Origin of the sequence: Protofrankia symbiont of Coriaria ruscifolia (assembly GCF_900634745.1) — a bacterium.
Taxonomy (GTDB): domain Bacteria; phylum Actinomycetota; class Actinomycetes; order Frankiales; family Frankiaceae; genus Protofrankia; species Protofrankia californiensis.
The window spans coordinates 1-26424 of the sequence record NZ_CAAAFR010000130.1 but is presented as its reverse complement, the minus strand read 5'-3'; the positions used below and the strand labels follow the sequence as shown (position 1 = coordinate 26424).

Sequence of the window (26424 nt, the reverse complement as noted above, 5' to 3'; positions counted from 1 at the left end):
GCGGATCCCCCGGTCCGGGCGTACCCGATCCGGCGGTCTCGCGAAAATTTTCCTAGCGCTTCTTATCGTCCGAGGACTGCTGGATTCAACTCCGGGTTCGTGTACGGAAAGGAAACACACCGGAAATTCGCGGTCCATCGAGTGTTGTGAAACTATCCGATCACGCTTTGTATCCAGCGTCGATTGGTGCCGCTGATTACCCGATAGAATTCATTGATAACCGCCGCACCCGTCGTTCCCATGTGGGTGGGATCGGCACGGAACCCGTCCCGGCCGGGTGGGGTGTTCGTTCTGCCGTTCCTCCGGCCTTCCGGCCTTCCGGCCTTCCTGGCGGGCGGCGGCAGGTTTCAGATGTCGAGGACCAGCTGGTCGGTTCGGGCCCGGGACACGCAGATCATCATGGCGTCTCCGGTGCGCTGCTCCTGGGGGCTCAGCACGGAATCGCGGTGGTCGACCTCGCCCTCGACGAACCGGGTCTCGCAGTTGCCGCAGGTCCCTTCGCGGCATGAGGAGGGCATGTCCAGGCCGGCGCGTTCGAGGGCTTCGAGGATGCTGCGGTTGGCGGCCACCCGTACCTTCTGCCCGGTGCTGACGATCAGGACGTCGAACGCGGTGTCCGCCGCAGCGTCGCCGGCCGGTTCCCGGGGCCGGAAGTGTTCGACGCGCAAGGCGCCGGACGGCCAGCTGCCGCAGGCGGTCTCGACCGCGCTGAGCAGGCCTTCCGGGCCGCAGCAGTAGACGGCCGTGCCCTCGTCGGGTCGGGCGAGGACGGCATCGAGCGGCAGCAGCCCACGCTCCTGCTCGGGGTGGACGACGACCCGGTCACCATGGGCGGACATCTCGGCGAGAAACGCCATACTCGTTCGCCGTCTCCCGCCGTAGAACAGCTTCCAGTCGGCGCCGCGGCCGTCCAGTTCGGTGATCATGGGGAGGAGTGGTGTTATCCCTATTCCGCCCGCGATCAGAATGTAGCGCCGGGAGTCGACCAGGGGAAAGTTGTTGCGCGGCGACCCGACCTCCAGCACCGACCCGGTGCGGACCTCGTCGTGCAGGTACACCGAGCCGCCCCGGCTGTTTTCCTCACGCAGTACCGCGATACGCCAGTTCGTACTGTCGGCCGGGTCACCGCACAACGAGTACTGCCGGATGGTTCCGGGCCCGATGGCGACGTCGACGTGCGCACCGGGAGTCCACGGGGGCAGGGGTCTGCCGCCGGGGTCGGCAAGGACCAGAGAAATGACGTCGTCTGCCTCGAGGATCCTGTTGACGACGGTCAGGGGTGCCGTGGTTGACGGCGCCGGTACCGCGGTCGACTGATCGTGGGGTGCTGGCACGGACATGACCGACCTCCGGGCGGAGTTTCAGGGGTGTCGGGACGGACGTGCGGGTTCTCGGCGCCTTTTCAGATCTTCTGTCCCATCTGCTGTCCGGTGCGCCGATCGAACCAATGATCTGCACGCCGATCGGACGAGCGATCTACCGTCGAATTTTATCGGGAAGGCGGCCTGCAATGCATGGCCTGACCAATCATCGCAGCTAACCGGAGAAAACAACCCGCTCGGACGATTGGATTGTTCAATGGACACCTCCGGGCTTCCTTCGCACCCGGCCGAAGGCGGTGCGATCATGTTTTTCGCGCCGCCGGAGGCCCCTACCGGTCACCGGGCCGAAGGCGGTGCGATCAGAAGGGTCCGGCCTCGTCGAGGGTGTCCAGCAGGGCGTCGACGACTTTGCTCCGGTGCGGTCGCCACACCACGTGGACGGACAGCATCGGGACGGGGTCGACGAGGGGTATGGCGATCGGACCTTTGGTCCTGCGGGCCCGTTCGACCGAGGCGAACCCCACCAGCGGGCGGGTGGTGACCATGAGGGCGGTCGCCCCCGGATCGTCGACCTCGGCGGCGACCCGAAGGTTGATCCGGACTCGTTCGGCCGTGGTGACGATCGTGTCGTACATGGCCGGGGACTGGATGCGGCTGAACAGGACGCAGGCCTGGTGCTGCAGTTCGCGGAACGCCACCTGTTCGCGGCAGGCCCAGTCGTGCTGCTCCCCGACCACGGCGACCAGCGGCAGCCGCAGCACCTCGCGGGAGCGCAGGTCGTTGGTGGGCGGCAGCCCGAAGATGAAGCCGATGTCGAGCTCGCCGCTGAGCAGGCCCTTGAGCTGGGGGCCGGTACGCCTCTCCCACAGGTGGGCGGTCAGCCCGGGGTGGGTGTTGTTCAGCCGTAACAGGGTCGGCTGAAGGACGCGCTGACCGGCCGGGAAGTTGTAGCCGATGTTGATCGTGCCGGCGCGGCCGGCCGCGGCGTCCCGCGCCGCCTGGACCGCCCGGTTCGCCTGATCGAGGATCCGCTTCGCCTCGATCTGGAACGCGACGCCCGCCGGGGTCAGCCGGACCTCGTGGGAGGTGCGGGCGACCAGCTTGACGCCGACCTCACGCTCGAGACGTTGCAGATGTTGGCTCAACGAGGGCTGGGCCAAGTGGAGCTTGCCCGCAGCCCGTCCGAAGTGCAGCTCGTCCGCTATCGCTAGAAAAGACATCAGGTGCCGGAACTCCATCGAGCCTCCCCGCCGCAAACCCAGCACAGCCTACGTGCGGTGACTAACCGGCGGTGACGGGTAAGTGTTGTCCGGGAAAATTGTCGGGCTGGACGGCGCGGGGTAGGGTGGGTAATACCGCAACAGCGGTGCGTATACGGACCGGTACGTATACATGTGTATGCCGGCCGGTGCGGATATGACGTGACCGCATCCGCGCGGAGGGCGTGCGGGGCATGCGGAGCGTCGGCCGGCGCCGACGATAGCCTCGTTGTCGTGGCAACGGTCAATCTTCCCCAGGAGCCCGCTGCCGGACTCGACGGTGGCCTGACCGCCGCGGATGTTGCCGCGCGCATCGCGGCGGGCAGCACCAACGACGTTCCGGTCAGGGCGAGTCGTTCGGTCGCCGAGATCGTCCGGGCCAATGTCCTGACCCGGTTCAACGCGATCATCGGTGTGCTCTTCGCTGTCATCGTGGTGATCGGACCGGTCGTTCCCGACGGCATGTTCGGGCTGATCATCGTGGTCAACACCGCGATCGGCATCGTCCAGGAGGTGCGTGCCAAGCGCACGCTGGAACGGCTTGCGATCGTCGGCGAGGCCCGGCCGCGGGTCCGTCGGGACGGCCGAGCAACCGAGATCTCCGCCGGTGAGGTCGTGCTTGACGACGTCATCGAACTCGGGTCCGGGGACAGGGCCGTCGTCGACGGGGTGGTGCTGGCCGCGGACGGGTTGGAGATCGACGAATCGCTCCTCAGCGGTGAGGCCGACCCCGTGGTCAAGCGTCCCGGGGATCCCGTCCTGTCCGGAAGTTTCGCGGTGGCCGGGACCGGGGTGTTCCGCGCGACCAAGGTCGGCCGCGAGGCCTACGCCGCCCGGCTGGCCGAGGAGGCCAGCAGGTTCACACTCGTGCGTTCGGAGCTGCGCGGCGGTGTCGACCGGATCCTGACGTTCGTCACCTTTCTGATCATTCCCGCCGGTGCGTTGACGATCTACAGCCAGCTCCGGCTCGATGACGCCACCCCGGACGAGGCCGTGCGCGGGATGGTGGCCGCGCTCGTCCCCATGGTCCCCGAAGGACTCATCCTGCTCACCAGCGTCGCGTTCGCGATCGGTGTCATCCGGCTGGGACGCCGGCAGTGCCTGGTGCAGGAACTACCCGCCATCGAGGGCCTGGCCCGGGTCAATGTCGTGTGTGTGGACAAGACCGGCACCCTCACCGAGAACCGTATGCGGCTGGTCGAGGTGCGCCTGCTGCGCGCTGCCGTCGGGGTGGGTACGGCCGTCGGAGCCGGCGAGGCCGGAGCCGACAGGGTCACCGGGCCTGCCGAGGCCAGCGGGCTTGACAGAGTTGACGGGCTTGAGGGGCTTGACGCGGTCGGCGGGCCTGATGGGTTCGGCGGGTCTGACAGGGTTGACGGGACGGCCGGCGAGGTTCGCGAGGCGCTGCGTGCGCTGGCCGCCTCCGATCCGCGTCCCAACGCAAGCCTTGCGGCCGTCGCCGAGGCGTTTCCCAGCGACGAGACCACCTGGCCGGCGACGGCGATCGCGCCGTTCTCCTCCGCGCGGAAGTGGAGCGGGGCGAGCTTCGCCGGGCATGGGCACTGGGTGCTCGGCGCACCCGACGTCCTGCTGCCGCCTGGGGATCTCGTGCTCGTCGACGCCGACCTGCTGGCCTCGCAGGGACTGCGTGTGCTGTTGCTCGGGCGGGCCGGCATGCCGGTGGACGCGCCGGGCGCACCCGGTGAGGTGACCCCGGCGGCGCTGCTCGTCATCGAGCAGAAGATCCGCGACGATGCCGCCGAGACCCTGCGGTACTTCGCCGCGCAGGACGTCGAGCTGAAGATCATATCGGGTGACAGTGCTGTGTCCGTCGCGGCGGTCGCCACCACCCTCGGGCTCCCCGGTGCCGACCAGCCCGTGGACGCCCGGACGCTGCCCGACGGCACCGCCCCGCTGGCCGGACGGATGGCGGCGGCGTCGGTCTTCGGCCGGGTGGTACCGGAGCAGAAGCGCGCCATGGTCAAAGCCCTGCAGGCCGGCGGCCACACCGTGGCCATGACCGGTGACGGGGTCAACGACCTGCTCGCGCTCAAGGACGCCGACATCGGCGTGGCCATGGGCTCGGGCAGCCCCGCGGCCCGGGCCGTCGCGCAGATCGTCCTGCTGGACAACACCTTCGCCGCTCTTCCGCACGTCGTGGGTGAGGGACGGCGGGTGATAGGCAACATCGAACGCGTGTCCGTCCTGTTCCTCACCAAGACGGTCTACTCGGTGCTGCTGGCCATCCTGATCGGCGTGGCGCAGATCAGGTTTCCGTTCCTGCCGCGTCATGTGACGCTGATCGGCTGGTTCACCATCGGCGTTCCGGCGTTCTTCCTCGCGCTCGCGCCCAACACCGAACGGGCACGACCGGGGTTCGTGCCGAGAGTCATGCGCCGGGCGGTGCCGGCGGGTGTCGTGGTGGCGGTGGCGAGTTTCGTGACCTGTCTTCTCGTCCGTTCCGGTGGGGAGGGTACGCCCGAGCAGGACAGCACCGCCGTTGTGATCACGCTTGTCATGATCGCGACATGGGTGTTGGTCGTGGTGGCGCGACCGTATGTCTGGTGGAAGGCCGCGCTGGTCGCCGCCATGATCGGCGGTTTTCTGCTGTGCCTGCTGCTGCCGGTGGGGCAGCACGTCTTCGAGTTCGACACGTCGGACACCGCCGCCGTCGCCGTGGCGGTCGCCTGCGGCGCGGTCGGCATGGCCCTGGTGGAGCTCGCCTGGCGGTTCAGCTTCGTTGACGCCGGGGAACGGCGCCCTCACCGGGACGGAGGGTCAAGGGGGCCTGACGGCGGTAGCCGGGTCATGGCGTCCCACCGGTAGGTGTAGCCGTTCCTCGACGGCATCTTCGCAAGCCTCATCCTCGGGTAGTTCGGGTACGGGTAGTTCGGGTGACAGCACCGTCTTCCGCCTGCGACGCCGGGTCAGACATGTTGCCGGACATCGATGCCGTGGACCGGCCGGAGGGGTTAGCGTGTGTGTCCCCGGCACGTTCCGCCCCCATGTCGACAGGTCGTCGAGCCGGTCGTGGCGAAGATGCCGCGGGACGAACCGGCCCGACCGGGTGGGCCGATTGCCGGCACGGTGCGAACCTTCGCCGGAGGAAAATAGACCGGTCGTCCCCGGCGCCGGAGAAACGTCTTTCTGCCACTGCTTCCCGAAAGTCCCTGGCCGGCGGTTGCGGGCGGGCGTCATGGTTGTTTTCCCGCACGTCCAACCATATATGTGACAGCGCTGTTGTCGAAATACCGTGACCGATAACGCGCGGGCCGTGAGACGACGATTTGACACCGCGAAACACTGCGGAAGCAATGCCTCCGTATAAGAAGGATGGGCGAGCCTCGTGGCCCGCTCTGCCCACGGTCGAACCGTGGGTATGCCCCTCGCCGACCGTCGGTCATTGAGGAGGTCCACGTAAGTGGCCAAGCAAATCCAGCATCTGGACCGGGTAGCAATCCGGTTCGCCGGTGACTCCGGCGACGGCATGCAGCTCACCGGCGACCGTTTCGCTTCCGAGAGCGCTATCCTGGGAAACGACCTGTCCACCCTTCCCAACTACCCCGCCGAGATTCGCGCGCCATCGGGCTCGCTGCACGGCGTGTCCAGCTTCCAGGTACATTTCGCCGCCCACGATGTTCTCACGCCCGGTGACTCGCCGGACGTTCTGGTCGCAATGAACCCGGCGGCGCTGCGTGCCAATCTGGGGGATTTGCCGCCCAATGCAGAGATCATCGTCAACACCGACGAGTTCACCACGCGCAACCTGGAGAAGGTCGGTTACACGAGCAATCCGCTGGAGAACGACTCGCTCGACGGGTTCACCGTTCACCGGGTGCCGCTGACGTCGGCGACGATCGCCGCCCTCGCCGACTTCGAGGTCTCCAAGAAGGAGGCCGAGCGGGCGAAGAACATGTTCGCGCTCGGTCTGCTGTCCTGGATGTACAGCCGGCCCACCGAGGGCACGGTGGAGTTCCTCAAGCAGAAGTTCGCCAAGAAGCCGCACGTCGCCGCCGCGAACGTGGCCGCCTTCCAGGCCGGCTGGAACTACGGTGAGACCACCGAGGACTTCGCCGTCCGCTACGAGGTCAAGCCGGCGAAGCTGGTGTCCGGCACCTACCGCAGCGTCAACGGCAACTCGGCGCTCGCCTACGGCCTTGTTGCCGCCGGTCTGCGCGCCAACCTGCCGGTCTTCCTCGGCGCCTATCCGATCACTCCGGCCTCGGAGATCCTGCACGAGCTGTCCGGATACAAGCGCTACGGCGTGACCACCTTCCAGGCCGAGGACGAGATCGCCGCGGTGGGCTCGGCGCTCGGTGCCTCCTACGGCGGCGCGCTCGGGGTCACCTCGACCTCCGGCCCGGGGCTCGCGCTCAAGACCGAGACCCTAGGGCTCGCGGTGATGCTGGAGCTACCGCTTGTCATCGTGGACGTGCAGCGCGCCGGCCCGTCGACCGGTCTGCCGACCAAGACCGAGCAGTCCGACCTGAACATCGCCCTGTTCGGCCGGCACGGTGAGGCACCGCTCGCCGTGATCGCGGCCCGTTCGCCGGCGGACTGCTTCTACGCGGCGCTGGAGGCGGCGCGCATCGCGCTGACCTACCGGATGCCGGTCATCCTGCTCTCGGACGGCTACCTGGCCAACGGCTCCGAGCCGTTCCTGCTGCCGGACCCGGCGGACCTGCCCGACCTGCGGGTGGAGTTCGCCACCGAGCCCAACGGGCCGGATGGCAAGTTTCTGCCCTACCTGCACGACCCGCACACGCTGGCCCGCCCGTGGGCGGTGCCGGGCACGCCCGGCCTGGAGCACCGCGTCGGCGGCTTGGAGAAGGCCGACGGCACCGGCGCGGTCTCCTACGTCCCGGCCGACCACGACCTGATGATGCGGCTGCGCGCCGCCCGGGTCGAGGCCATCGACGTGCCCGACCTGGAGGTCGAGGACCCCTCCGGGGACGCCCGGGTGCTGGTGCTCGGCTGGGGTTCCACCTACGGACCGGTCGGCGCGGCCTGCCGCAAGCTGCGGGAACGCGGTGTGTCCATCGCCCAGGCACACCTGCGTCACCTCTCGCCGCTGCCGCGCAACGTCGGCACGGTGCTCGCCGGCTATGACCGCGTCGTCATCCCCGAGATGAACCTCGGGCAGCTCGCCCACGTGATACGCGAGCGCTACCTGGTCGACGCCGTGCCCTACAACAAGGTCAACGGCCAGCCGTTCACCTCGGTGGAGCTGGAGACGGTACTGGAGGAGGTCGTACGCAATGACTGAGGTCCCACTCAAGCTCACCGCCAAGGACTTCAGGTCGGACCAGGAGGTCCGCTGGTGCCCGGGATGCGGTGACTTCGCGATCCTGTCGGCCATCCAGTCGTTCATGCCGGAGCTGGGCATCCCGCGGGAGCAGATCACGTTCGTCTCCGGCATCGGTTGTTCGTCCCGCTTTCCGTACTACCTCAACACCTATGGGATGCACTCGATCCACGGCCGGGCGCCGGCGATCGCCACCGGTCTCGCGGTCAGCCGCCCGGACCTGTCGGTGTGGGTGGTCAGCGGTGACGGCGACGCGCTGTCCATTGGCGGTAACCATCTGATCCACGCATTGCGACGCAACGTCAACATCAAGATCCTGTTGTTCAACAACCGTATCTACGGGTTGACCAAGGGGCAGTGCTCGCCGACCTCGGAGTTCGGCAAGGTCACCAAGTCGACGCCGGTCGGCTCCAGCGACACCCCGTTCAACCCGATCGCGTTGGCGCTGGGCGCCGAGGCGTCGTTCGTGGCCCGCACGATCGACTCCGACCGCAAGCACCTGCACTCGGTGCTGCGTGCCGCCGCCGCGCACGAGGGCAGCGCCTTCATCGAGATCTACCAGAACTGCGCCATCTTCAACGACGGTGCGTTCGACGTGCTGAAGGACCCCGCCAGCCGCGACTCCGTCCTCGTCCGCCTCGAGCACGGCAAGCCGATCACCTTCGGCGCCTCGGGGGAGAAGTGCGTGGTGCGCGAGCCGCGCGGCTTCGGTCTTGAGGTCGCCGACACCGCCAGCGTCCCGCGCAGCGAGATCATCGTGCACGATGAGACGGTGGGGGGCCCGGCCTACGCCTTCACCCTGTCCCGGTTGTCCGACCAGGATCTGAGCAACACCCCGATCGGGGTGTTCCGACGGGTGAGCCGGCCCACCTACGAGGCGATGGTCCAGGAGCAGAACACCTCCGCCCGCATAGGCAGCGCGGACGCCTCGCCCGACAAACTGCTCGCCGAACTGCTGCACACGGGCAACACCTGGACGATCCGCTGATCCGCTGATCCGCTGATCCGCTGATCCGCTGATCCGTCGGGCCGTCGGGCCGTCGGGTCGTCGGGTCGTGTGATTCTCGGCGGACGGCGCTCCCGGGCATTCTCCGATTCCGGCCCTGCTGGCGTTCCCCGGTCGTTGGCGTCCTTCGGACGCGAGCGACCGGGGAACGCCTTTGTTGTTTTTGACACGCCTGGTGAAGGCGGTGTCTTCGGACGTTCCCGCGAACACTTCTCGACCGCCGGTGGAGAACGCGCCGGACTGGTTGTCCGGGCCAACGGTCAGGAATTTCCAGGCCATCTGAACAATGGGTCGGGCAATTGGTCACCGGGCTCGGTGCGTTCGTCCCGAAAGCCGCTGGGACGCCGTATTCGGTGACGGATTCGGGCCGTAAAAAAAATTGGTGAGGCACGTTGTCGGACATTGCCGCTGGGCAGGGTGCCGACCGGTCGACATCCAGGTGGTCACAGGCGTTGGCACCATTGGGCCCACATCTTTCGGCCACCCGGCCCAGGTCTCTTCTCTATTCGTCCCGGAATCGCGGACCGGCCGGAAAAGTAACTGGAAAGATACGGCGCTTAAAGAGCCCGAAACAACGGTGGGCGACATTTCTAATCGCGGCGCTTCAACGGTGAGGCCCGCGGGACGCCGGCCGGCGGATCGCGGATCGCGGGCCTGGCATCGGGCACCTGGCCGGCACTGGCACAGCACAGCGCCATCTTCCCCATTCGGTGCAACCGACGGAGGGCACGCATGATGTGGAGCACGACATCGTGATCGGGTTCTGTGACACCACCTTGCGCGACGGTGAGCAGGCCCCGGGCGTTGCCTTCACCGCCGAGGAGAAGCTTGCCATCGCGTCCGCTCTCGATCAGGTGGGAGTACAGCAGATCGAGGCGGGTGTGCCGGCCATGGGCCCGTCCGAACGCGAGGTCCTGGGCCGTATCGCGTCCGCGGGTCTGCGGGCGGAGGTCGTCGCCTGGTGCCGGGCCGTCCGGTCCGACGTCGAGGCGGCGGCGGCATCCGGCATCCGGCGGGTCCACATCAGCATCCCCGTGTCCGACCTGCACCTTCAGTACAAGCTCGGTCGTGACCGGGCGTGGGCACGCGGCCGGATCCACGACTGCGTCGCCGACGCCCTCGACCGGGGGCTGGCGGTCGGGGTCGGGTTCGAGGACGCCTCACGGGCGGACGACGGCTTCGTCATCGAGCTCGCCGGCGAACTGTCCAGGGCCGGTGTCGACCGCCTGCGCTGGGCGGACACCGTCGGGGTCCTCGAGCCGTCCGGGGCGTACGAGCGGATGTCCCGGCTGGTGGCGGCCTCGTCCGCCAACTGGGAGATCCACGCCCATGACGACTTCGGGCTGGCCACCGCCAACACGCTCGCGGCGGTCCGGGCCGGTTTCGGTTTCGTCAGCACGACGGTCGCCGGGCTTGGTGAACGGGCCGGTAACGCGCCCCTGGAGGAGGTGGCGATGGCGCTTCGCCATCTCCTCGGATTCAGGGTCGACCTGGACACCACGTCGTTTCGCGCGCTGGCCGACCTGGTCTCGCGCGCGGCAGGCCGTCCGGTGTCGGCCGGGAAGGCGATCGTCGGGGAGTCGGCGTTCATCCACGAGTCCGGTATCCACGTGGACGGGGTGCTGAAGGCTCCGAGGATCTACGAGCCCTTCGACCCCGCGGAGGTCGGCGCGCGACGCCGCCTGGTCGTGGGCAAGCACGCGGGGCGGGCGTCGCTGCGATACGCCCTGCGTGAGCACGGTATCGACGCAGACGAGGGCGTTCTCGGACCCGTCCTGGAGGGTCTGCGATCGCACGTCTCAATGCTCAAACGGCCGTTGCGCTCGAGCGAGGTCCGTGACCTCTACGAGCTCGCGGCAGCCAGCTGGGCCGCCGGCGCCAGCACCTGAACAAACAGCAGTACCGCAACAGACACCAGTTTCTGAGCAGGCAGCAGTTCCTGAACCAACACCGGTTCTTCCACAGTGACGCACGCTTGGGCGTGCGGTGAGGAGCACACACTCATGAGGCAGCTCGCGTTCTACGGCAAGGGTGGTATTGGTAAGTCCACCACTCAGCAGAACACGATGGCCGCACTGGCTGAGCGTGGCAACCGGGTCATGATCGTCGGTTGCGACCCGAAGGCGGACTCGACCCGTCTCATCCTGCACTCCAAGGCCCAGCACACCGTCATCGAGAAGGCGGCCGAGAAGGGCTCGGTGGAGGACCTCGAGCTGGAAGAGGTTCTGCTCGAGGGCGCATGGAACATCCGGTGTGTCGAGTCGGGTGGTCCCGAGCCGGGTGTCGGCTGCGCCGGCCGAGGCGTCATCACCGCCATCACCTTCCTGGAGGAGAACGGCGCCTACGAGGACCTCGACTTCGTCACCTACGACGTCCTCGGTGACGTCGTGTGCGGTGGTTTCGCCATGCCGATCCGCCAGGGCAAGGCCCAGGAGATCTACATCGTCACCTCCGGTGAGATGATGGCCATGTACGCGGCGAACAACATTGCCCGAGGCATCCTCAAGTACGCCCACAGCGGTGGTGTCCGCCTCGGTGGGCTGATCTGCAACAGCCGTCAGACCGACCGTGAGGACGAGCTCATCATGGAGCTCGCGCGGCGCCTGAACACCCAGATGATCCACTTCGTTCCGCGTGACAACATCGTCCAGCACGCCGAGCTCCGCCGTATGACGGTCATCGAGTACTCGCCCGAGGCGAACCAGGCCAACGAGTACCGCGAGCTCGCACGCAAGATCGAAGAGAACGACATGAAGACCATCCCCACCCCGATCAGCATGGACGAGCTCGAGGAGCTCCTGATCGACTTCGGGATCATGGAGCAGGAGGACGAGTCGATCGTCGGTCAGAAGGCCGCCTCCACCGTCGGCGCGTGACCGCTCGCCCCCGCGTACCAGAAAGGTCTGTCATGACTCCACCCGTGACAACGTCTACCGAGACGCAGACGATGATCGACGACGTTCTGTCGGCCTATCCTCCCAAGGTCGAGAAGGACCGTCACAAGCACGTCAAGCCCAATGACCAGTCCGGGGGGAAGGAATGCGAGGTCAAGAGCAACGTCAAGTCCCGCCCCGGGATCATGACGATGCGCGGTTGCGCCTACGCCGGCTCCAAGGGTGTGGTGTGGGGTCCCATCAAGGACCTCATCTCCATCAGCCACGGCCCGGTCGGATGCGGCCAGTACACCTGGGGCACCCGGCGTAACTACGCCAACGGGCAGCTCGGTATCGACAACTTCACCGTCATGCAGATCACCAGCGATTTCCAGGAGAAGGACATCGTCTTCGGTGGCGACAAGAAGCTCGCCGCGATCCTGGACGAGCTGGTGGAGGTCTTCCCGCTGGCCAAGGGTGTCTCCGTCCAGTCCGAGTGCCCGATCGGTCTGATCGGTGACGACATCGACGCGGTCTCCAACGAGGGGACCAAGCGGCTGGGCCTGCCGGTCGTCCCGGTGAAGTGCGAGGGCTTCCGCGGTATCAGCCAGTCGCTGGGCCACCACATCGCCAACGACGCCATCCGCGACCACATGCTGGGCAGCCGGGAGCTGCCCGAGCAGACCCCGTACGACATCACGCTGCTCGGTGACTACAACATCGGGGGCGACGCCTGGGCCTCGCGGAAGATCCTCGAGGACATGGGTCTGCGGGTCATCGCCCAGTGGTCCGGTGACGGCACCGTCAACGAGATGGCCACGGCCCACCTGGCCAAGCTCAACGTGCTGCACTGCTACCGCTCCATGAACTACATCGCCACCACGATGGAGGAGCGGTACGGCACCCCGTGGATGGAGTTCAACTTCTTCGGCCCCACGAAGATCGTGGAGTCGATGCGTAAGATCGCCGAGTTCTTCGACGACACCATCAAGGAGAAGACCGAGGCCGCCATCGCGAGCTACCAGGTCTTCTTCGACAAGGTCCACGAGACCTACCGGCACCGGCTCGAAGGCAAGACCGTCATGCTCGCCGTCGGCGGCCTGCGCCCGCGCCACACCGTCGGCGCCTACGAGGACCTCGGCATGGAGGTCATCGGTACCGGTTACGAGTTCGGGCACAAGGACGACTACACCCGCAGCTACCCCGAACTCAAGCAGGGCATCGTGGTCTACGACGACCCGACCGCCTACGAGATGGAAGAGTTCGCCCGCCGGCTCAAGCCCGACCTGATCGGTGCCGGCATCAAGGAGAAGTACGTCTCGCACAAGATGCGGACACCGTTCCGTCAGATGCATTCATGGGACTACTCCGGTCCGTACCACGGCGTCGACGGCTTCGCCATTTTCGCCCGGGACATGGACAGCGCCGTGAACAGTCCGACGTGGAACCTGTTCGACGCTCCGTGGGCGAGTGCCAAAAAGGGCTGATTTTCCCGCGAAAGACGCGTTCTTTCGCCTGTGAACCGGAGGATTGCTGGTGTCCACCAGTCCAGACGCACTTACGGTGCGAGACCACAACACACTGTTCAACAGCCCTGAATACCAGGAGCAGCGCGAACGCAAGAAGCAGTTCGAGGGCGGCTCCGCGCCGGAGGAGGTCGCCCGGGTCGCCGAATGGACCCGGAGCTGGGAGTACCGGGAGAAGAACTTCGCCCGGCAGCATCTCACGGTCAACCCGCTGAAGGCCTGCCAGCCCCTGGGCGCGGTGCTCGCGGCCCTCGGTTTCGCCGGGACCCTGCCGCTGGTGCACGGTTCGCAGGGGTGCACCTCGTACTTCCGTGGTCACCTCTCACGGCACTTCAAGGAACCGGTACCGACGGTGTCCTCGTCGATGACCGAGGACTCGGCGGTCTTCGGTGGGCTCAGCAACCTCATCGAAGCCCTCGGCACCTCCGTGCACCTGTACAAGCCGGACATGGTGGCGGTGTCGACCACCTGTATGGCCGAGGTGATCGGTGACGACCTGCAGAACTTCATCGCCAGCGCCCGTACCAAGGGCGCGATCACCGAGGACATCCCGGTCCCGTACGCCCACACCCCGAGCTTCGTCGGCTCGCACGTGCTGGGCTACGACAACATGCTGCGCGGGATCCTGTCCTACCTGACCGAGGGCAAGAAGAGCACGTCCAATGGCACGATCAACATCGTGCCGGGCTTCGACCCCTACGTCGGCAACATCCGGGAGATCAAGCGGCTGCTGACCCTGCTGGGCATCAAGCACGTCGTGCTCGGTGACCACAGCGACAGCCTCGACTCCCCGGCGACCGGCGAGTACCACATGTACCCGGGCGGGACCCCGCTCGCCGTGGCCGGGGACTCCATCAACGCCGACGCGACGGTGTTCCTGCAGGCCCTCGGTTCCAAGCGGACCAAGGAGATCGTGAACGGCTGGGCCGGCGAGGCGGTGATGCTCAACCCGCCGATCGGCATCGCCAACACCGACACCTTCGTCACCGAGGTCGCCCGGGTGGCCGGGGTCGAGGTGCCGGACGAGATCACCGCGGAGCGCGGCCGGCTGCTCGACGCGATGACCGACTCGCATGCCTATCTGCACGGCAAGCGGGTGGCGATCGCCGGCGACCCGGACTTCGTCAACGGGATGCTGGGCTTCCTGCTGGAGATGGGCATGGAGCCGATCCACGTCGTCAGCAGCAACGGCGACGCGACGTGGGCGGAGCGGGCCAAGGGGATCCTCGCCGCCAGCCCGTTCGGGGCGAAGGCGACGGTGTGGCCGGGCAAGGACGCGTGGCACCTGCGCTCCCTGGTGTTCACCGAGCCGGTCGACCTGATCGTCGGCCCGACGCACCTCAAGCACCTCGCCCGCGAGGCGAACGTGCAGCTGTTCCGCGCCGGGTTCCCGATCTTCGACCGGCACCACCTGCACCGCTTTCCGATCTACGGCTATGCCGGGGGGCTGCACCTGCTCACCCAGCTGGTCAACTCGATCCTCGACGAGGTCGACCGCAACGCGCCCGACCACAGCTTCGACATCGTCCGCTGACCGGCAGCGTGTGCTGACCGACACCGTCCGCTGAGGTGAAAATGGCTGCCCTGACGAAGATCGACGCCGCTGCGCTCTTCGACGAGCCGGCGTGTGACCACAACCGTGCCAAGGACCCCAAGGCCCGCAAGACGGGTTGCTCCCGGCCGAAGCCGGGAGGTACTTCCGGCGGCTGCGCGTTCGACGGCGCGATGATCACTCTGGTTCCGATAGCCGACGTCGCCCACGTGGTGCACGGCCCGATCGCCTGTGCCGGCAACTCGTGGGACGGTCGGGGCAGCCTCTCCTCGGGCCCTACGCTCTACCGCCGGGGTTTCTCCACCGACCTCGGTGAGCAGGACGTGGTGTTCGGCGGCGAGCAGCGTCTCTACGACACGATCGTCGAGGCCGCTCGCCGCCACCGCCCGCCCGCGGTCTTCGTGTACTCCACCTGCGTCACCGCGATGATCGGCGACGATTTCGACGCGGTGTGCGCGGCGGCGGCGACCGCGACCGGCATACCGGTGGTCCCGGTGAACGCGCCGGGATTCGCCGGCAGCAAGAACTTCGGTAACCGCCTCGCCGGCCAGGCTCTGCTCGAACACGTGATCGGTACGGTGGAACCGGCGTTCACCACGCCGTACGACGTGAACCTGGTCGGCGAGTACAACATCGCCGGCGAGTTGTGGGACGTCACCCCGGTGCTGGCGAAACTGGGCATCCGGGTGCTGGCGAGCATCAGCGGCGACGCCCGGTACGCCGACGTCGCCGCCGCCCACCGCGCCAAGGCGACGATGGTCGTCTGCTCGCGGGCGCTGCTCTCGCTGGCCCGGGGGCTTCAGGACCGCTACGGCATCCCCTGGTTCGAGGGCAGCTTCTACGGCATCCGCGCGATGCGCGACACCCTGCGCGGTTTTGCCCGCCTCCTCGACGACAAGGAGCTCTCCTGGCGGGCCGAGGAGCTCATCGCCGCCGAGGAGGCCGCCCTGGCGACGGCGCTTGCCCCCTACCGGGAACGGCTCGCCGGCGCCCGGGCGGTGCTCTACACCGGCGGGGTCAAGAGCTGGTCACTGGTGTCGGCGCTACAGGACCTCGGGGTGGAGGTCGTCGCCTCCGGGGCTACCAAGAGCACCGAGGACGACGTAGAAAAGATCACTGAACTGCTCGGTCCCGACGGGATCGTCATCCGCAACGGCACACCCGCCGAGCTGCTGCGGGTCGCCGCCGACACCCAGGCCGACATCCTGATCGCCGGTGGCCGCAACCAGTACACCGCCCTCAAGGGCAAGCTGCCGTTCCTCGACGTCAACCAGGAACGGCACCACGCCTTCGCCGGCTACCCGGGCATGATCGAATTTGCCCGGCGCCTGGATCTGGCGCTGTCCAGCCCGGTCTGGGAACAGGTCAGGGCGGCCGCGCCCTGGGACGACCCGGATCCGGCCGGCCCCACCGGCCAGCGGATCGCAGGCCTGGGGGGCGTGGACGCCACGGCCGCTGCCGACGCCGCTGCCGACGCCGACGCCGCTGCCGACGCCGACGCCGACGCCGACATCGACGAGGTCTTCTGATGGCCGGTGTCACAAGCGGCGGGCGCGGGGCCGCGTTCGACCCGCTCAAGCACAGCCAGCCCCTCGGCGGCGCGCTGGCGTTCCTCGGCCTGGCCCGCTGCATCCCGCTGCTGCACGGCGCCCAGGGCTGCTCGGCGTTTGCCAAGGCTCTGCTCACCCGCCATTTCCGCGAGCCCATCCCGTTGCAGAGCACGGCCATCAACGACGTCAGCGCCGTCCTCGGTTCGTCCGACTCGCTGCTCAGCGCACTGGACACGATCAACGAGCGGCAGCGTCCGGACGTCGTCGGGGTGCTCACCACCGGTCTCACCGAGGTCAGCGAGGAGGACATGCTCGGCGTCCTGGGCTCGTCCCGGTACGCCGCGGGCTCCCGCGGCCCGCTGGTCATCCCGGTGTCCACGCCGGACTTCCGCGGCGGGCTGTCGGACGGATGGTCCGCGGCGCTACAGGGGATCGTCGCCGCGGTCCCGGCCACCGGGGTGACGGTCCCCGGCCGGGCCGCCGTGCTCGTCGGCCCGGCGCTGACCGCGGTGGATCTCGACGAGATCGCCGACCTCGTCCGGGCCTTCGGTCTCGATCCGGTGGTGGTCCCCGACCTGTCCGGGTCGCTTGACGGCCATCTCGACGAGAACTGGTCACCGCTGACCACCGGGGGGACGACGGTCGGCGCCCTGCTGGGTCTGGCCAGCTGCGCGGTCGTCATCACGATCGGGTCCGCGGCGGCCGCCGCCGGCGGGGCGCTGGCGGCCAAGGCCGGTGTCCCCCTGATCTCCCACGACCACGCCAGCGGTCTGGCCGCCACCGACCGGCTCGTCACCGACCTCACCCGATACACCGGGGTGGCCGCCCCGGACGCGGCGCGGCGCTGGCGCCGGCGCCTGGCCGACGGGCTGATGGACAGCCACTTCGTCCTCGGTGGGGCCAAGGTGGCCATCGCGCTCGAACCCGACCAGCTCGTGGCGGTCGGTTCGCTGCTCTACGACGTCGGAGCCGAGATCGTCACCGCGGTGTCGCCGACAGACGCCGCCGTGCTGCGCTGCGCGCCGTGGGAGGAGGTCGTCATCGGCGACTTCGTCGACCTGTCCGAACGGGCTGAGGCGGCCGGCGCCGAACTGGTCGTCGCGTCCAGTCACGGGGCTGACGCGGCCGCTGTGATCGGCGCGGCGCATCTGACGATGGGCTTCCCCGTCTACGACCGGATGGGCGCCCAGCTGCGCGCCACGTCCGGGTACCGGGGCAGCCTCCAGCTGCTCGTGGACGCAGCCAACCGCCTGCTCGAACATCGTGAGTCACATCGTGCGACAGGTCCGTCGCGGGCGCGGCGGGCATCCGCCGAGCAACTGGAGGAACTGGCATGTTGAAGGTCGCCTTCGCCACCAGCGACGGCATCGTCGTCGATCAGCATTTCGGCTCGTGCCGCCGGTTCGACGTGTACGAGGTGTCCGGGGATCTCGCCTCGCTGTATGAGAGCCGGGTCCTCGACCCGGCCGTCGACGACGAGGCCGAGAAGATCGAAAGCCGGCTGGACGCCGTCCGGGACTGCGCGATCCTGCACGTCGCCGCGATCGGCGGGACCGCCGCCGCGAAGGTGGTCCGGGCCCACGTCCATCCGCTGAAGGTCACCGAGGACACCTCGATCGCGGACCAGATCGTCCGGCTGCAGCGTGTCCTGGCCGGCAACCCTCCGCCGTGGCTGCGCAAACTGCTGCGCCAGAGCGGGTCCGGCGCCGCCCCCAACTGGAGCCCGCGATGACCGTCGACATCACCGGCGGTGACACCACCGGCGCCGCCACGAGTCCGGCCGCGGACGTCACCACCGGATTCCTGCGTGACCTGGTCGATCAGCTGCGGGCCGGGGACACCTACGGCCAGCTCGACCGCCTCGGCGGGGAGAAGCTGCTGGACCCGTTCGTACTCACCCCCCAGCGGCGCCGCGAGCTGGGGATCTCCTGTGATGTCGACCCGGCCACCGAGGGACGGCTGCGCGCCTACTACCAGGCGGTCGCCGCCGGCGTCGAGAAGGCGACCGGCCTGGTCACCGGCTACGTGCTGGATCTCAGCCACGAGGGCTTCGGCCGGGTCACGGTGTTCACCGGCCGGCTCGTGGTCGCCTCCGCGGTGCTGCGCGACGCGCACCGTTTCGGCTTCGACTCCATCGATCATCTTGCCGAGCGCGGCGAGGCGCTGGTCCGCGCCGCCGTCGTGCTCGTCCGTACCTATCCGGAGGTGGCCCGTGACGATTCCTGACGAGATCCCCGAAATGCGGACGAAGCTGAAAAAGCTCAACAGTCTCGCCACCCGCCTGAAACTCGACCTGCACGACCTGGCCGAGGACCTGCCGATCGGCTGGGAGCGGATCCTGGAGACGGCCACCGCCACCTACAACGCCTACGTCGAGATCCACCAGATCGAACGGGAACTGGCGAAGGTGGACGCGCGATGACGACGGGTACCGAGCGGTTGGCGCAGTTCCGCCGGTGCGGGACCGCCGAGGACTACTTCCAGGCCTTGGACGTCCCCTTCGACCCGCGGGTGGTTGCGGTCAACCGGCTGCACATCCTGCGGCACTTCTCCCCGGCCGTGGCCCGGATAGACGCGGAGAACTCCTCGCCCGAGGACCGGCTGGCCGCCTACCGCGCCGCCCTGGTCGCCTCCTACGAGGCGTTCACCACGGCCACCGCGCTCGACCACCGCTTGTTCAAGGTCCTGGCCGACCGCGCCCCCCAGGCGTTCGTCGCCGTGGACACCGTCACCGTTGAAGCCGAGAAGAGTGCCTGATGGACGTCAGTTTCGAGGAACCGTCGCTTTCCGACGCCACCTACGACGTCGGGGACACCGTTGTGGCCGTGAAGGACCTGCGTAACGACGGCACCTTCCCCGAACCGGGGATCAGCGTCGGGGACGTGCTGGTGGAGACCGGGACGGTTGGTCACGTGCACGGCGTGGGCGTCTACCTCCAGGAGCACATCGTCTACGCGGTCGCGTTCACCAACGGCCGGGTCGTGGGCTGTCTGGAGCGTGAGCTGGACCTGGTGGCCGCTGCACCGGGTCGTGATGGGGGTGAGCAGTCATGACATCGCAGCCGACCCAGCCGACCCAGCCGATGTCGGTGCCGGGGCAGCCGATACCCCTGACGGTGCTGTCCCCGGCCGAGGCGACCACGCCGCCGGCCCCGGCGGGAGGCTGTGCGTCCACCAAGGGATGCGGTGCCAGCGCGACCGGCCTGGACCCCGAGATCGTCGAGAAGATCGCCAACCATCCCTGTTACAGCCAGGAGGCGCACCAGTACTACGCCCGGATGCACGTGCCGGTCGCGCCCGGCTGCAACATCCAGTGCAACTACTGCAACCGCAAGTTCGACTGCGCGAACGAGAGCCGCCCCGGCGTCACCAGCCAGTTGCTCACTCCGGAGCAGGCGCTGGCCAAGGTCAAGCGGGTGGCCAGCGAGATCAAGCAGATGAGTGTGCTCGGTGTGGCCGGGCCCGGGGAGCCGCTGGCCAACGCGCGACGCACCTTCCGCACGATGGAGCTGGTCGCCCGGGACTGCCCGGACATCAAGCTGTGCGTATCCACGAACGGGCTCACCCTCGTCGACCACGTCGACCGTATCGAAGACCTCGGCATCGATCATGTGACGATCACCATCAACATGATCGACCCCGAGGTCGGCGAGCGGATCTACCCCTGGGTGACGTTCCGGGGCAAGCGCTACACCGGCCGGGAGGCGTCGAAGATCCTGTCCGAGCGGCAGCTGGAGGGGCTCGCCGCCCTCACCGAACGCAAGATCCTGTGCAAGGTCAACTCGGTGATGATCCCCGGTGTCAACGACGAGCACCTGGTGGAGGTCTCCCGCACGGTCAAGGGCATGGGGGCGTTCCTGCACAACGTGATGCCGCTGGTGTCCGCCCCCGAGCACGGCACCTACTACGGCCTCACCGGGCAGCGCGGGCCGACCCCCCAGGAGCTCAAGGCGTTGCAGGACCGCTGCGAGGGCGACGACGGCGCGGACATGAACATGATGCGCCACTGCCGGCAGTGCCGGGCCGACGCGGTCGGGCTGCTCGGGGAGGACCGCAGCGAGGAGTTCGGTCCGGAGACGTACGCCGGCGAGGTCACCTACGACCTGGCCGGACGCCAGGCGGCCCATGCGGCGATCGAACGCTGGCGTTCCGACGTCCGCGCCACCCGCGAGGAGCTGCAGATCTCCGCGGGTGCGGCGAAGCCCGAACGGACGGTCCTGGTCGCGGTCGCCACCAAGGGCGGGGGAGCGGTCAACCAGCACTTCGGCCATGCCGAGGAGTTCTGGGTCTACGAGGCGGGCGAGAAGTGGGCGCGCCTGGTAGGGACCCGCAGTGTCGCGCGCTACTGCGAGGGCCCGTCCGAGTGCGACGAGGACGACTCGGTGCTCGACCGGACCGTCCGGCTGCTGTCGGACTGTGCCGCCGTGCTGTGTAGCAAGATCGGAAACGGGCCGCGGGAGGCGCTCGCCGCGGCTGGGGTCGAAGCCGTCGAGTGCTACGACATCATCGAGTCCGCGGTCGCGACGGAAGGTGCACGGCTCGCGGCGCAGGACGCTCGGCGTGCGGCGGAAGACGCCCGGCTCGCCGCGGAGGGTGCGTGCCGCCCGGCCGCGGGCCCGGCCGGATTCCCCGCGGATCTGCTGGCATCCGCCGACCTGCTGGAAGACACACCGGACGGGCTGCCCGGCCCGCACTCGCAGGCAGCCGGACACGTCACGGCAAAGGTGGGATCATGATTGCCAAACTGCAGGTCGTGCTTACCGAGCGCGCCGGCAACCAGGTACGGGCACTGCTCGCCCGCGACGAGACGACCGCCGGCTACGGCCTGCGGGTCGGCGCGGAACCGGGCGGCTGCTCGGACTACAAGTACAGCCTCGCGCTCGCGCCCGCCGCCGAGAAGGGCGACATCATCGTCCGCCAGGACGGGTTCGACGTGTTCGTCGCGTCCGCGTCCGCGTCGATCGTCCACGGGGTCCGCATCGACTATGTCGAGTCGTTGACGTCGTCGGGGTTCGCCTTCTCCAACCCGAACGCGTCGGATCCGTGCTCCTGCGGGTCGTCCTTCTCGGCACCGGAGCGGGACGGCAACGAAGACACCCTGTGGCAGCAGGTCGACGAGGCGATCCAGCAGGTACGGCCGTTCCTGCAGCGCGACGGCGGGGACGTCTCGGTCGTCGACGTCACCGGAGGTGTCGTCTCGGTCCGGCTCACCGGAGCCTGCGGGGGGTGTTCCTCCGCTCTGGACACGCTCGCGGGTGTCATCGAGCGTCAGCTGAAGGAATCGGTGCCAGCGGTCGAGCGAGTCGTCCTCGCGTCCTGACGACCGCATCTGGAGGTGGACCAGTGAGTATCGCTATCAGCTTCACCGAACGGGCGGCAGGCCAGGTACGCGCGCTGCTCAACCGGGAGGGGGTCGCCCCCGCCTCGGGTCTGCGGGTCGGCGTCGACACCGGCGGTGGCTGCGCCGGGCACCGGTACCGGCTGACCGTCGAATCCGTGCCGTACGACGGCGACGTCGTCATACGGGTAGAGGACCTCGACGTGTTCGTTGCCGCCAGCTCGGTCGAACAGTTCGACGGCATGCGCATCGACTACAGCGAGTCGCTGATGTCGTCCGGCTTCACCTTCTACAACCCGCACGCGCGAAGCAACTGTCTGTGCGGTCCGTCGTTCGCCCCGCCCGTCCAGCCGGACGGGGTGGAGACGTCACTGCTGCAGAAGGCGAACGTGGCGATCCAGCACATCCGACCGCACCTGCAGCTGGTGGGGCGGGACGCCTCCGTGGTCGGGGTCGCCGACGGTGTCGTCTCGGTGCGGCTGACCGGTATCGGACTGGAGCGCGAGGCCGACGTGACCGAGCTGGTGAAAACGGTTGAACGGCAGCTCAAGGACGCCGTCCCCGACGTCACACGAGTCGTTCTCGCCTCTGCGGGCCGGTAGCGGAGGGTAGGGGGACGGCATGGACATGCAGCGATTCGAGCGCCAACTGACACTGAGCGGTTTCGGGCTACCGGGACAGGAGCGGCTGTGCGAGGCGACGGTGCTTGTGGCGGGAGTGGGTGGGGTAGGCGGAGCCGTCGCCACCTACCTCGCCGCGGCTGGCGTCGGGCGGCTGGTCCTCGTGCATCCCGGCGTCCTCGAGATACCCGACCTCAACCGACAGACGCTTATGCGACCCGACCGGGTCGGTGAGGCGCGGGTGGCCTGTGCCGCCGACACGTTGCGGGAGCACTACCCCGACGTCACGGTCGAGGCATGGGACCGCGACCTGTTCGACCCGCACCTGCCCGGTCTCGTCGCCGGTTCGGACGTGGTCGTCGACGCCCGCCACAACTTCCCCGAACGGTTCCGGATCAACCGGATGTGCCTGGACCTGGGCGTGCCGCTGGTCTTCGCGGCTATGAACACCACCGAGGCCCAGCTGCTCGCGGTGACTCCCGGTGGGCCATGCCTGCGCTGCGTGTTCGCCGACGGTGACCCGCAGTGGGATCCGCTCGGCTTCCCGGTGCTCGGCGCGGTGGCCGGCACCGTGGGATGCCTGGCCGCCATGGAGGTCATCAAGATTGTTTCCCGGTTCGGTGAGCCATCCACCGGGAAGCTGCTCACCTTCGACCTGTGGGACATGGACTTCCGGTCGTTCCCGGTGATCCGCGACCCGCACTGTGTCGACTGCGGGTCCTCCCAGCAGCAGCGATCATCCTACTCGCAGCAGTACCGGGTCCACCGGGTCCCCCTGCCGGGTGCGTCGGGTGCGTCGGGTACAGCGGGCATGCCGGCGGCGGCTGGGATCGGTCCCTGCGTCCGGCGTGGTCACGGTCACGATGATCTGCTGTGACCGCGATGATCTACTGTGACTACAACGCGACGACTCCGGTCGACCCGCGGGTGCTCGAGGCGATGCTGCCGCTGTTCTCCGAGGACTTCGCCAACGCCTCGAGCGGGCATACCGCCGGCCGCGCGGTCGCCCGCCTGGTCGAGCAGGCCCGGGGGCAGGTCGCGGCCCTGGTCGGGGCCGGGCGGCGCAATGTCGTGTTCACCAGCGGTGCCACCGAGGCGGCCAACCTCGCGATCCGCGGTGTCCTCGCCGGTGCCGAGCCCGGCCGCCGGCGCATCCTGGTCGCGGCCACCGAACACAAGGCCGTTCTCGCGGCGGCCCAGGATGCGGCGAGGATCCACGGCGGCTCGGTTGGGCTGATCCGGGTCCTGCGCAACGGCACCCCGGATCTCGACCATCTCGCCTCGCTGCTGTCGAGGAACGTCGTGCTGGTCGCGGTGATGGCGGCGAACAGCGAGACCGGGGCGATCGCGGACGTCCGGCGGGCCTGCCAGCTCACGCACAGCGCCGGCGCTCTGTACCTGTGCGACGTCACGCAGGCTGCCGGCAAGATCCCCGTTGCCCTGGAGGCGCAGGAGATCGACCTCGCGGTGCTCAGCGCGCACAAGATATACGGGCCCAAAGGGGTCGGCGCGCTCGTCGCCAGCCGTCCACTGCAGAACCGCATGACGCCGCTGATCGTCGGCGGGGGCCAGGAGCGGGGGCTGCGCAGCGGCACCGTCAACAGCGCCGGCATCGTCGGGTTCGGCCGGGCCGCGGCGATCGCCGCCGCGGAGCTCGCCACCGACGCCGACCGGCTGCGCCACCTGACCGCGCTGCTGCACCGTCTGCTGGCGGAGAAACTCACCGGCGTCGAGCTCAACGGCCCGACCGTCACCCGCCTGCCGAACACGCTGAACCTGCGCTTCGCCGGCGCGGACGCCGACGCGGTGATGACGTCGACGCCGCAGGTCGCGGTGTCCGCGGGCAGCGCCTGCAAGGGCTCGAGCACCGAGCCGTCCCACGTGCTGACGGCGATGGGGCTCGATTCCACCGCCGTGCTGGAGAGCCTGCGGTTCAGCCTCGGCCGTCCCACAACCGAGGACGAGGTGCACACCGCGGCCGACCACGTGGTCACCGCTGTCGACCACGTCCGCTCCCTGCACCACCGCTCCCGTCCCTCCTCCCGTGCCCATACCCCCACCCGCACCCGCGCCTGACCGGAACCTCGGCCGCGTTCTCCGGCCACCTGACGCACCCCGGCGTTCCGCGACCACGGGCCTGTAAGAACAACGGTGTAACTCTCTTGTGACACTCTGTGCATACGCGCAGGTAGAGGAGGCACCAGATGGCCAGAACAACGACGGATCCGACGATCGAAGCGATCCCGGACCAGCCCGTCGGCGCCGAGGCCGGCGCGGCGGCGCCGGCCTCGGCGAGGAGCTCGCGCGGCGCCTGGTCGAGCAGGCGAAGGTGGAGGATGCCGGACGCCCGGCCCGGGTTCGGGCTCAGGTTCGGACGGCAGCGTTCATCGCCTACTAGAAGACAGGGTTCTGGAAGGTTTTCATTACCATAAACCTGGTTTCTGGTAAGATCCTGCACGTGCGTGATGATCAGATCCGGGCTCGGCTGGCCGCGACCAATCCCTGGTGGGGTGCGGTCGCCACCGGCGCGAGCCCGACTGCGTGGATGGCGACAGACGTGTCGCTGCGGGGCCGGCGCAGATTCGATCTCGGCTACCGCGCCGCGGTCCTTGCCGACGTCGCCACCGAGCCTCTGGACGACCGGCTGATCGTGCTTCGGGGGCCACGAAGAGTCGGTAAGTCGGTGGTGCTCAAGGACACGATCGCCGCGTTGTGCGCCCGTGCCGACGTCGACCCCAGACAACTGATTTATATCGCCGCGGACGAGATGACCGCGCAGGATCTGAATCGCGCGATCACTGTGGGTCGAGATCTGACCCGTTCGGTCGACCATGCCGAGCCGCGATCCCGGGTTTGGCTGATCGATGAGGTGACCGGGATGGCGGGCTGGACGACAACCTTGAAGTTCCTCCGGGACAATACCCTGTTCGGACTCGACCTCGTTGTCTGCACCGGTTCGTCATGGGCCGACGACGCCGAGGTGGGGCGGGATCTGCTTGCTGGCCGCGCGGGAATGACCAATGTGCGCCGTACCCGGATCCTGGTACCGATGTCGTTCCGTGATTTCATCGCAGTGTCCCGACCGGAGCTGCCGCGGCCGCCGTCCGTGCCGTTGTGGGATCTTCAATCGGCGGAGGTGGCGCACATCGCAGGCCTGCTCGCCCCGAACTCCGACGATTTCGATCTTGCCTGGCAGGCTTACCTCACGTGCGGCGGGTATCCGCGGGCGGTGAGCGAATACCACAGCACCGGAGCGGTGAGCGACGCGTTCCTGACCGACATCGAGCAGTGGCTGCATCGCGACGTGGACCGAAACGCGCCGGAGGAATCCATCCCCCAGCTGCTCGCCGGTCTCCACGGCCGTTCCGGTACCCCGATAAATCGGACCAGGACCGCGACCGATCTGGGATACCCCTCCCGTCAGGCATTCGACCTGCGTCTGGTGAAGCTTGTCCGGACGTTCGGGGCAATCTGGTGCCATCAGGTCGACGCCACGGCGCATCGGGTGGCGGGCGCGCAGGCCAAGCTGTACCTCTCCGACCCGATCATGGCCTGGCTGGGCCCTCGGCTGCGGGCCGGCCTCCCCACCCCGGATCTGACGAAACTTGCCGAGTCGACCTTGGCTGTCGCGTTCGCCGCAGCCGTGGAAGCGCGCCAACCCGGCCGATGGGCCACGGACGAGGCTGTCGGGTACTTTCGGACAGGCGGTGGTGCCGAGGTGGACTTCGCGCCGCTTCCGCTGCCGACCGCCAGTGGTGACCTGTTCTCCACACCGATCGAGGCGAAGTGGGTCACGCACGGTTGGCGCTCCGAGGCGCGAGCCATCGAGAACGCCTTCGGGCGCGGCATCGTGGCAACCAAGAACATCACGGATACCGGCTACCGGAGCTGGGCGTTGCCGATACCTCTCCTCACCCTGCTTCTGGGCTGATGAAGGCCTGCCGACCGTCCCACCGCGGAGCATGGTGATCGCCGCATCCGCCGACCTGCGAAGCCCGACAGAGCCCGGGTAGTAGGGACGGCAGTGGGTGGCGTGACGGGCTGCGGGTGAACGGGCGGAGGGCACGGGGGCGG

Annotated in this window: 23 protein-coding genes; 21 read left to right on the top strand and 2 right to left on the bottom strand. The window is 68.4% G+C overall.

Annotated features, from left to right (window positions below):
• Positions 1-347 precede the first annotated feature (347 nt).
• Positions 348-1340, bottom strand: coding sequence for a PDR/VanB family oxidoreductase (locus tag CV1CTNOD_RS15130; protein ID WP_131786728.1), 993 nt, complete (start codon positions 1338-1340; stop codon positions 348-350).
• Positions 1341-1681: 341 nt separating this feature from the next.
• Positions 1682-2560, bottom strand: coding sequence for a LysR family transcriptional regulator (locus CV1CTNOD_RS15125; RefSeq protein ID WP_131786727.1), 879 nt, complete (start codon positions 2558-2560; stop codon positions 1682-1684).
• A gap of 255 nt (positions 2561-2815) precedes the next feature.
• Between CV1CTNOD_RS15125 and CV1CTNOD_RS15120 the strand changes: the two genes are divergently transcribed.
• The 21 genes from CV1CTNOD_RS15120 to CV1CTNOD_RS15020 all read left to right on the top strand — a co-directional run bounded on the left by CV1CTNOD_RS15120 (position 2816) and on the right by CV1CTNOD_RS15020 (position 26281).
• On the top strand, positions 2816-5407 hold the full coding sequence (locus CV1CTNOD_RS15120; RefSeq protein ID WP_131786735.1) for an HAD-IC family P-type ATPase: 2592 nt from the start codon (positions 2816-2818) through the stop codon (positions 5405-5407).
• 595 nt (positions 5408-6002) lie between these two features.
• Complete coding sequence (locus CV1CTNOD_RS15115; protein WP_131786726.1) at positions 6003-7847, top strand: 2-oxoacid:acceptor oxidoreductase subunit alpha; 1845 nt, start codon at positions 6003-6005, stop codon at positions 7845-7847.
• The gene (locus CV1CTNOD_RS15110; protein WP_131786725.1) at positions 7840-8874 is read left to right on the top strand and encodes a 2-oxoacid:ferredoxin oxidoreductase subunit beta; all 1035 of its coding nucleotides are present in this window, start codon (positions 7840-7842) and stop codon (positions 8872-8874) included. Before CV1CTNOD_RS15115 ends, CV1CTNOD_RS15110 begins: the two co-directional genes overlap by 8 nt.
• A 755-nt stretch (positions 8875-9629) precedes the next feature.
• On the top strand, positions 9630-10781 hold the full coding sequence (gene nifV / locus CV1CTNOD_RS15105; protein WP_131786724.1) for a homocitrate synthase: 1152 nt from the start codon (positions 9630-9632) through the stop codon (positions 10779-10781).
• A 114-nt stretch (positions 10782-10895) separates the two neighbouring features.
• Positions 10896-11768: a nitrogenase iron protein gene (nifH, locus tag CV1CTNOD_RS15100; RefSeq protein WP_131786723.1), complete on the top strand. Its 873-nt coding sequence runs from the start codon at positions 10896-10898 to the stop codon at positions 11766-11768.
• Between the two features lie 32 nt (positions 11769-11800).
• Positions 11801-13252: a nitrogenase molybdenum-iron protein alpha chain gene (nifD, locus tag CV1CTNOD_RS15095; protein ID WP_131786722.1), complete on the top strand. Its 1452-nt coding sequence runs from the start codon at positions 11801-11803 to the stop codon at positions 13250-13252.
• Between the two features lie 49 nt (positions 13253-13301).
• Positions 13302-14825, top strand: coding sequence for a nitrogenase molybdenum-iron protein subunit beta (gene nifK, locus CV1CTNOD_RS15090; protein WP_131786721.1), 1524 nt, complete (start codon positions 13302-13304; stop codon positions 14823-14825).
• A gap of 41 nt (positions 14826-14866) precedes the next feature.
• Entirely contained in the window at positions 14867-16372 is a 1506-nt protein-coding gene (gene nifE / locus CV1CTNOD_RS15085) for a nitrogenase iron-molybdenum cofactor biosynthesis protein NifE (protein WP_131786720.1), read from the top strand.
• Positions 16372-17733, top strand: a complete 1362-nt coding sequence (gene nifN, locus CV1CTNOD_RS15080; protein WP_131786719.1) for a nitrogenase iron-molybdenum cofactor biosynthesis protein NifN — start codon at positions 16372-16374, stop codon at positions 17731-17733. Before nifE ends, nifN begins: the two co-directional genes overlap by 1 nt.
• Positions 17727-18125: a nitrogen fixation protein NifX gene (gene nifX / locus CV1CTNOD_RS15075; protein ID WP_131786718.1), complete on the top strand. Its 399-nt coding sequence runs from the start codon at positions 17727-17729 to the stop codon at positions 18123-18125. The genes nifN and nifX overlap by 7 nt, the downstream gene beginning before the upstream one ends.
• Positions 18122-18619, top strand: coding sequence for a NifX-associated nitrogen fixation protein (locus CV1CTNOD_RS15070; RefSeq protein WP_131786717.1), 498 nt, complete (start codon positions 18122-18124; stop codon positions 18617-18619). Before nifX ends, CV1CTNOD_RS15070 begins: the two co-directional genes overlap by 4 nt.
• Entirely contained in the window at positions 18606-18815 is a 210-nt protein-coding gene (locus tag CV1CTNOD_RS15065) for a CCE_0567 family metalloprotein (RefSeq protein WP_242606708.1), read from the top strand. Before CV1CTNOD_RS15070 ends, CV1CTNOD_RS15065 begins: the two co-directional genes overlap by 14 nt.
• Positions 18812-19150, top strand: a complete 339-nt coding sequence (nifW, locus tag CV1CTNOD_RS15060; RefSeq protein ID WP_131767515.1) for a nitrogenase-stabilizing/protective protein NifW — start codon at positions 18812-18814, stop codon at positions 19148-19150. The genes CV1CTNOD_RS15065 and nifW overlap by 4 nt, the downstream gene beginning before the upstream one ends.
• Positions 19150-19446: a nitrogen fixation protein NifZ gene (locus tag CV1CTNOD_RS15055; RefSeq protein ID WP_131767514.1), complete on the top strand. Its 297-nt coding sequence runs from the start codon at positions 19150-19152 to the stop codon at positions 19444-19446. The genes nifW and CV1CTNOD_RS15055 overlap by 1 nt, the downstream gene beginning before the upstream one ends.
• Positions 19443-21128, top strand: a complete 1686-nt coding sequence (gene nifB / locus CV1CTNOD_RS15050; RefSeq protein WP_242606707.1) for a nitrogenase cofactor biosynthesis protein NifB — start codon at positions 19443-19445, stop codon at positions 21126-21128. The genes CV1CTNOD_RS15055 and nifB overlap by 4 nt, the downstream gene beginning before the upstream one ends.
• On the top strand, positions 21125-21712 hold the full coding sequence (locus CV1CTNOD_RS27385; protein ID WP_131786716.1) for an iron-sulfur cluster assembly accessory protein: 588 nt from the start codon (positions 21125-21127) through the stop codon (positions 21710-21712). Before nifB ends, CV1CTNOD_RS27385 begins: the two co-directional genes overlap by 4 nt.
• 23 nt (positions 21713-21735) lie before the next feature.
• Positions 21736-22332, top strand: coding sequence for an iron-sulfur cluster assembly accessory protein (locus tag CV1CTNOD_RS15040; RefSeq protein ID WP_165485529.1), 597 nt, complete (start codon positions 21736-21738; stop codon positions 22330-22332).
• A 19-nt stretch (positions 22333-22351) separates the two neighbouring features.
• Complete coding sequence (locus CV1CTNOD_RS15035) at positions 22352-23227, top strand: HesA/MoeB/ThiF family protein (protein ID WP_131786714.1); 876 nt, start codon at positions 22352-22354, stop codon at positions 23225-23227.
• Positions 23228-23232: 5 nt separating this feature from the next.
• Complete coding sequence (locus CV1CTNOD_RS15030; protein WP_165485530.1) at positions 23233-24426, top strand: cysteine desulfurase family protein; 1194 nt, start codon at positions 23233-23235, stop codon at positions 24424-24426.
• 88 nt (positions 24427-24514) lie between these two features.
• Positions 24515-24748, top strand: a complete 234-nt coding sequence (locus CV1CTNOD_RS15025) for a hypothetical protein (RefSeq protein ID WP_131786712.1) — start codon at positions 24515-24517, stop codon at positions 24746-24748.
• A gap of 60 nt (positions 24749-24808) precedes the next feature.
• Positions 24809-26281, top strand: coding sequence for an AAA family ATPase (locus tag CV1CTNOD_RS15020; protein WP_131786711.1), 1473 nt, complete (start codon positions 24809-24811; stop codon positions 26279-26281).
• The last annotated feature ends 143 nt before the right edge of the window (positions 26282-26424 follow it).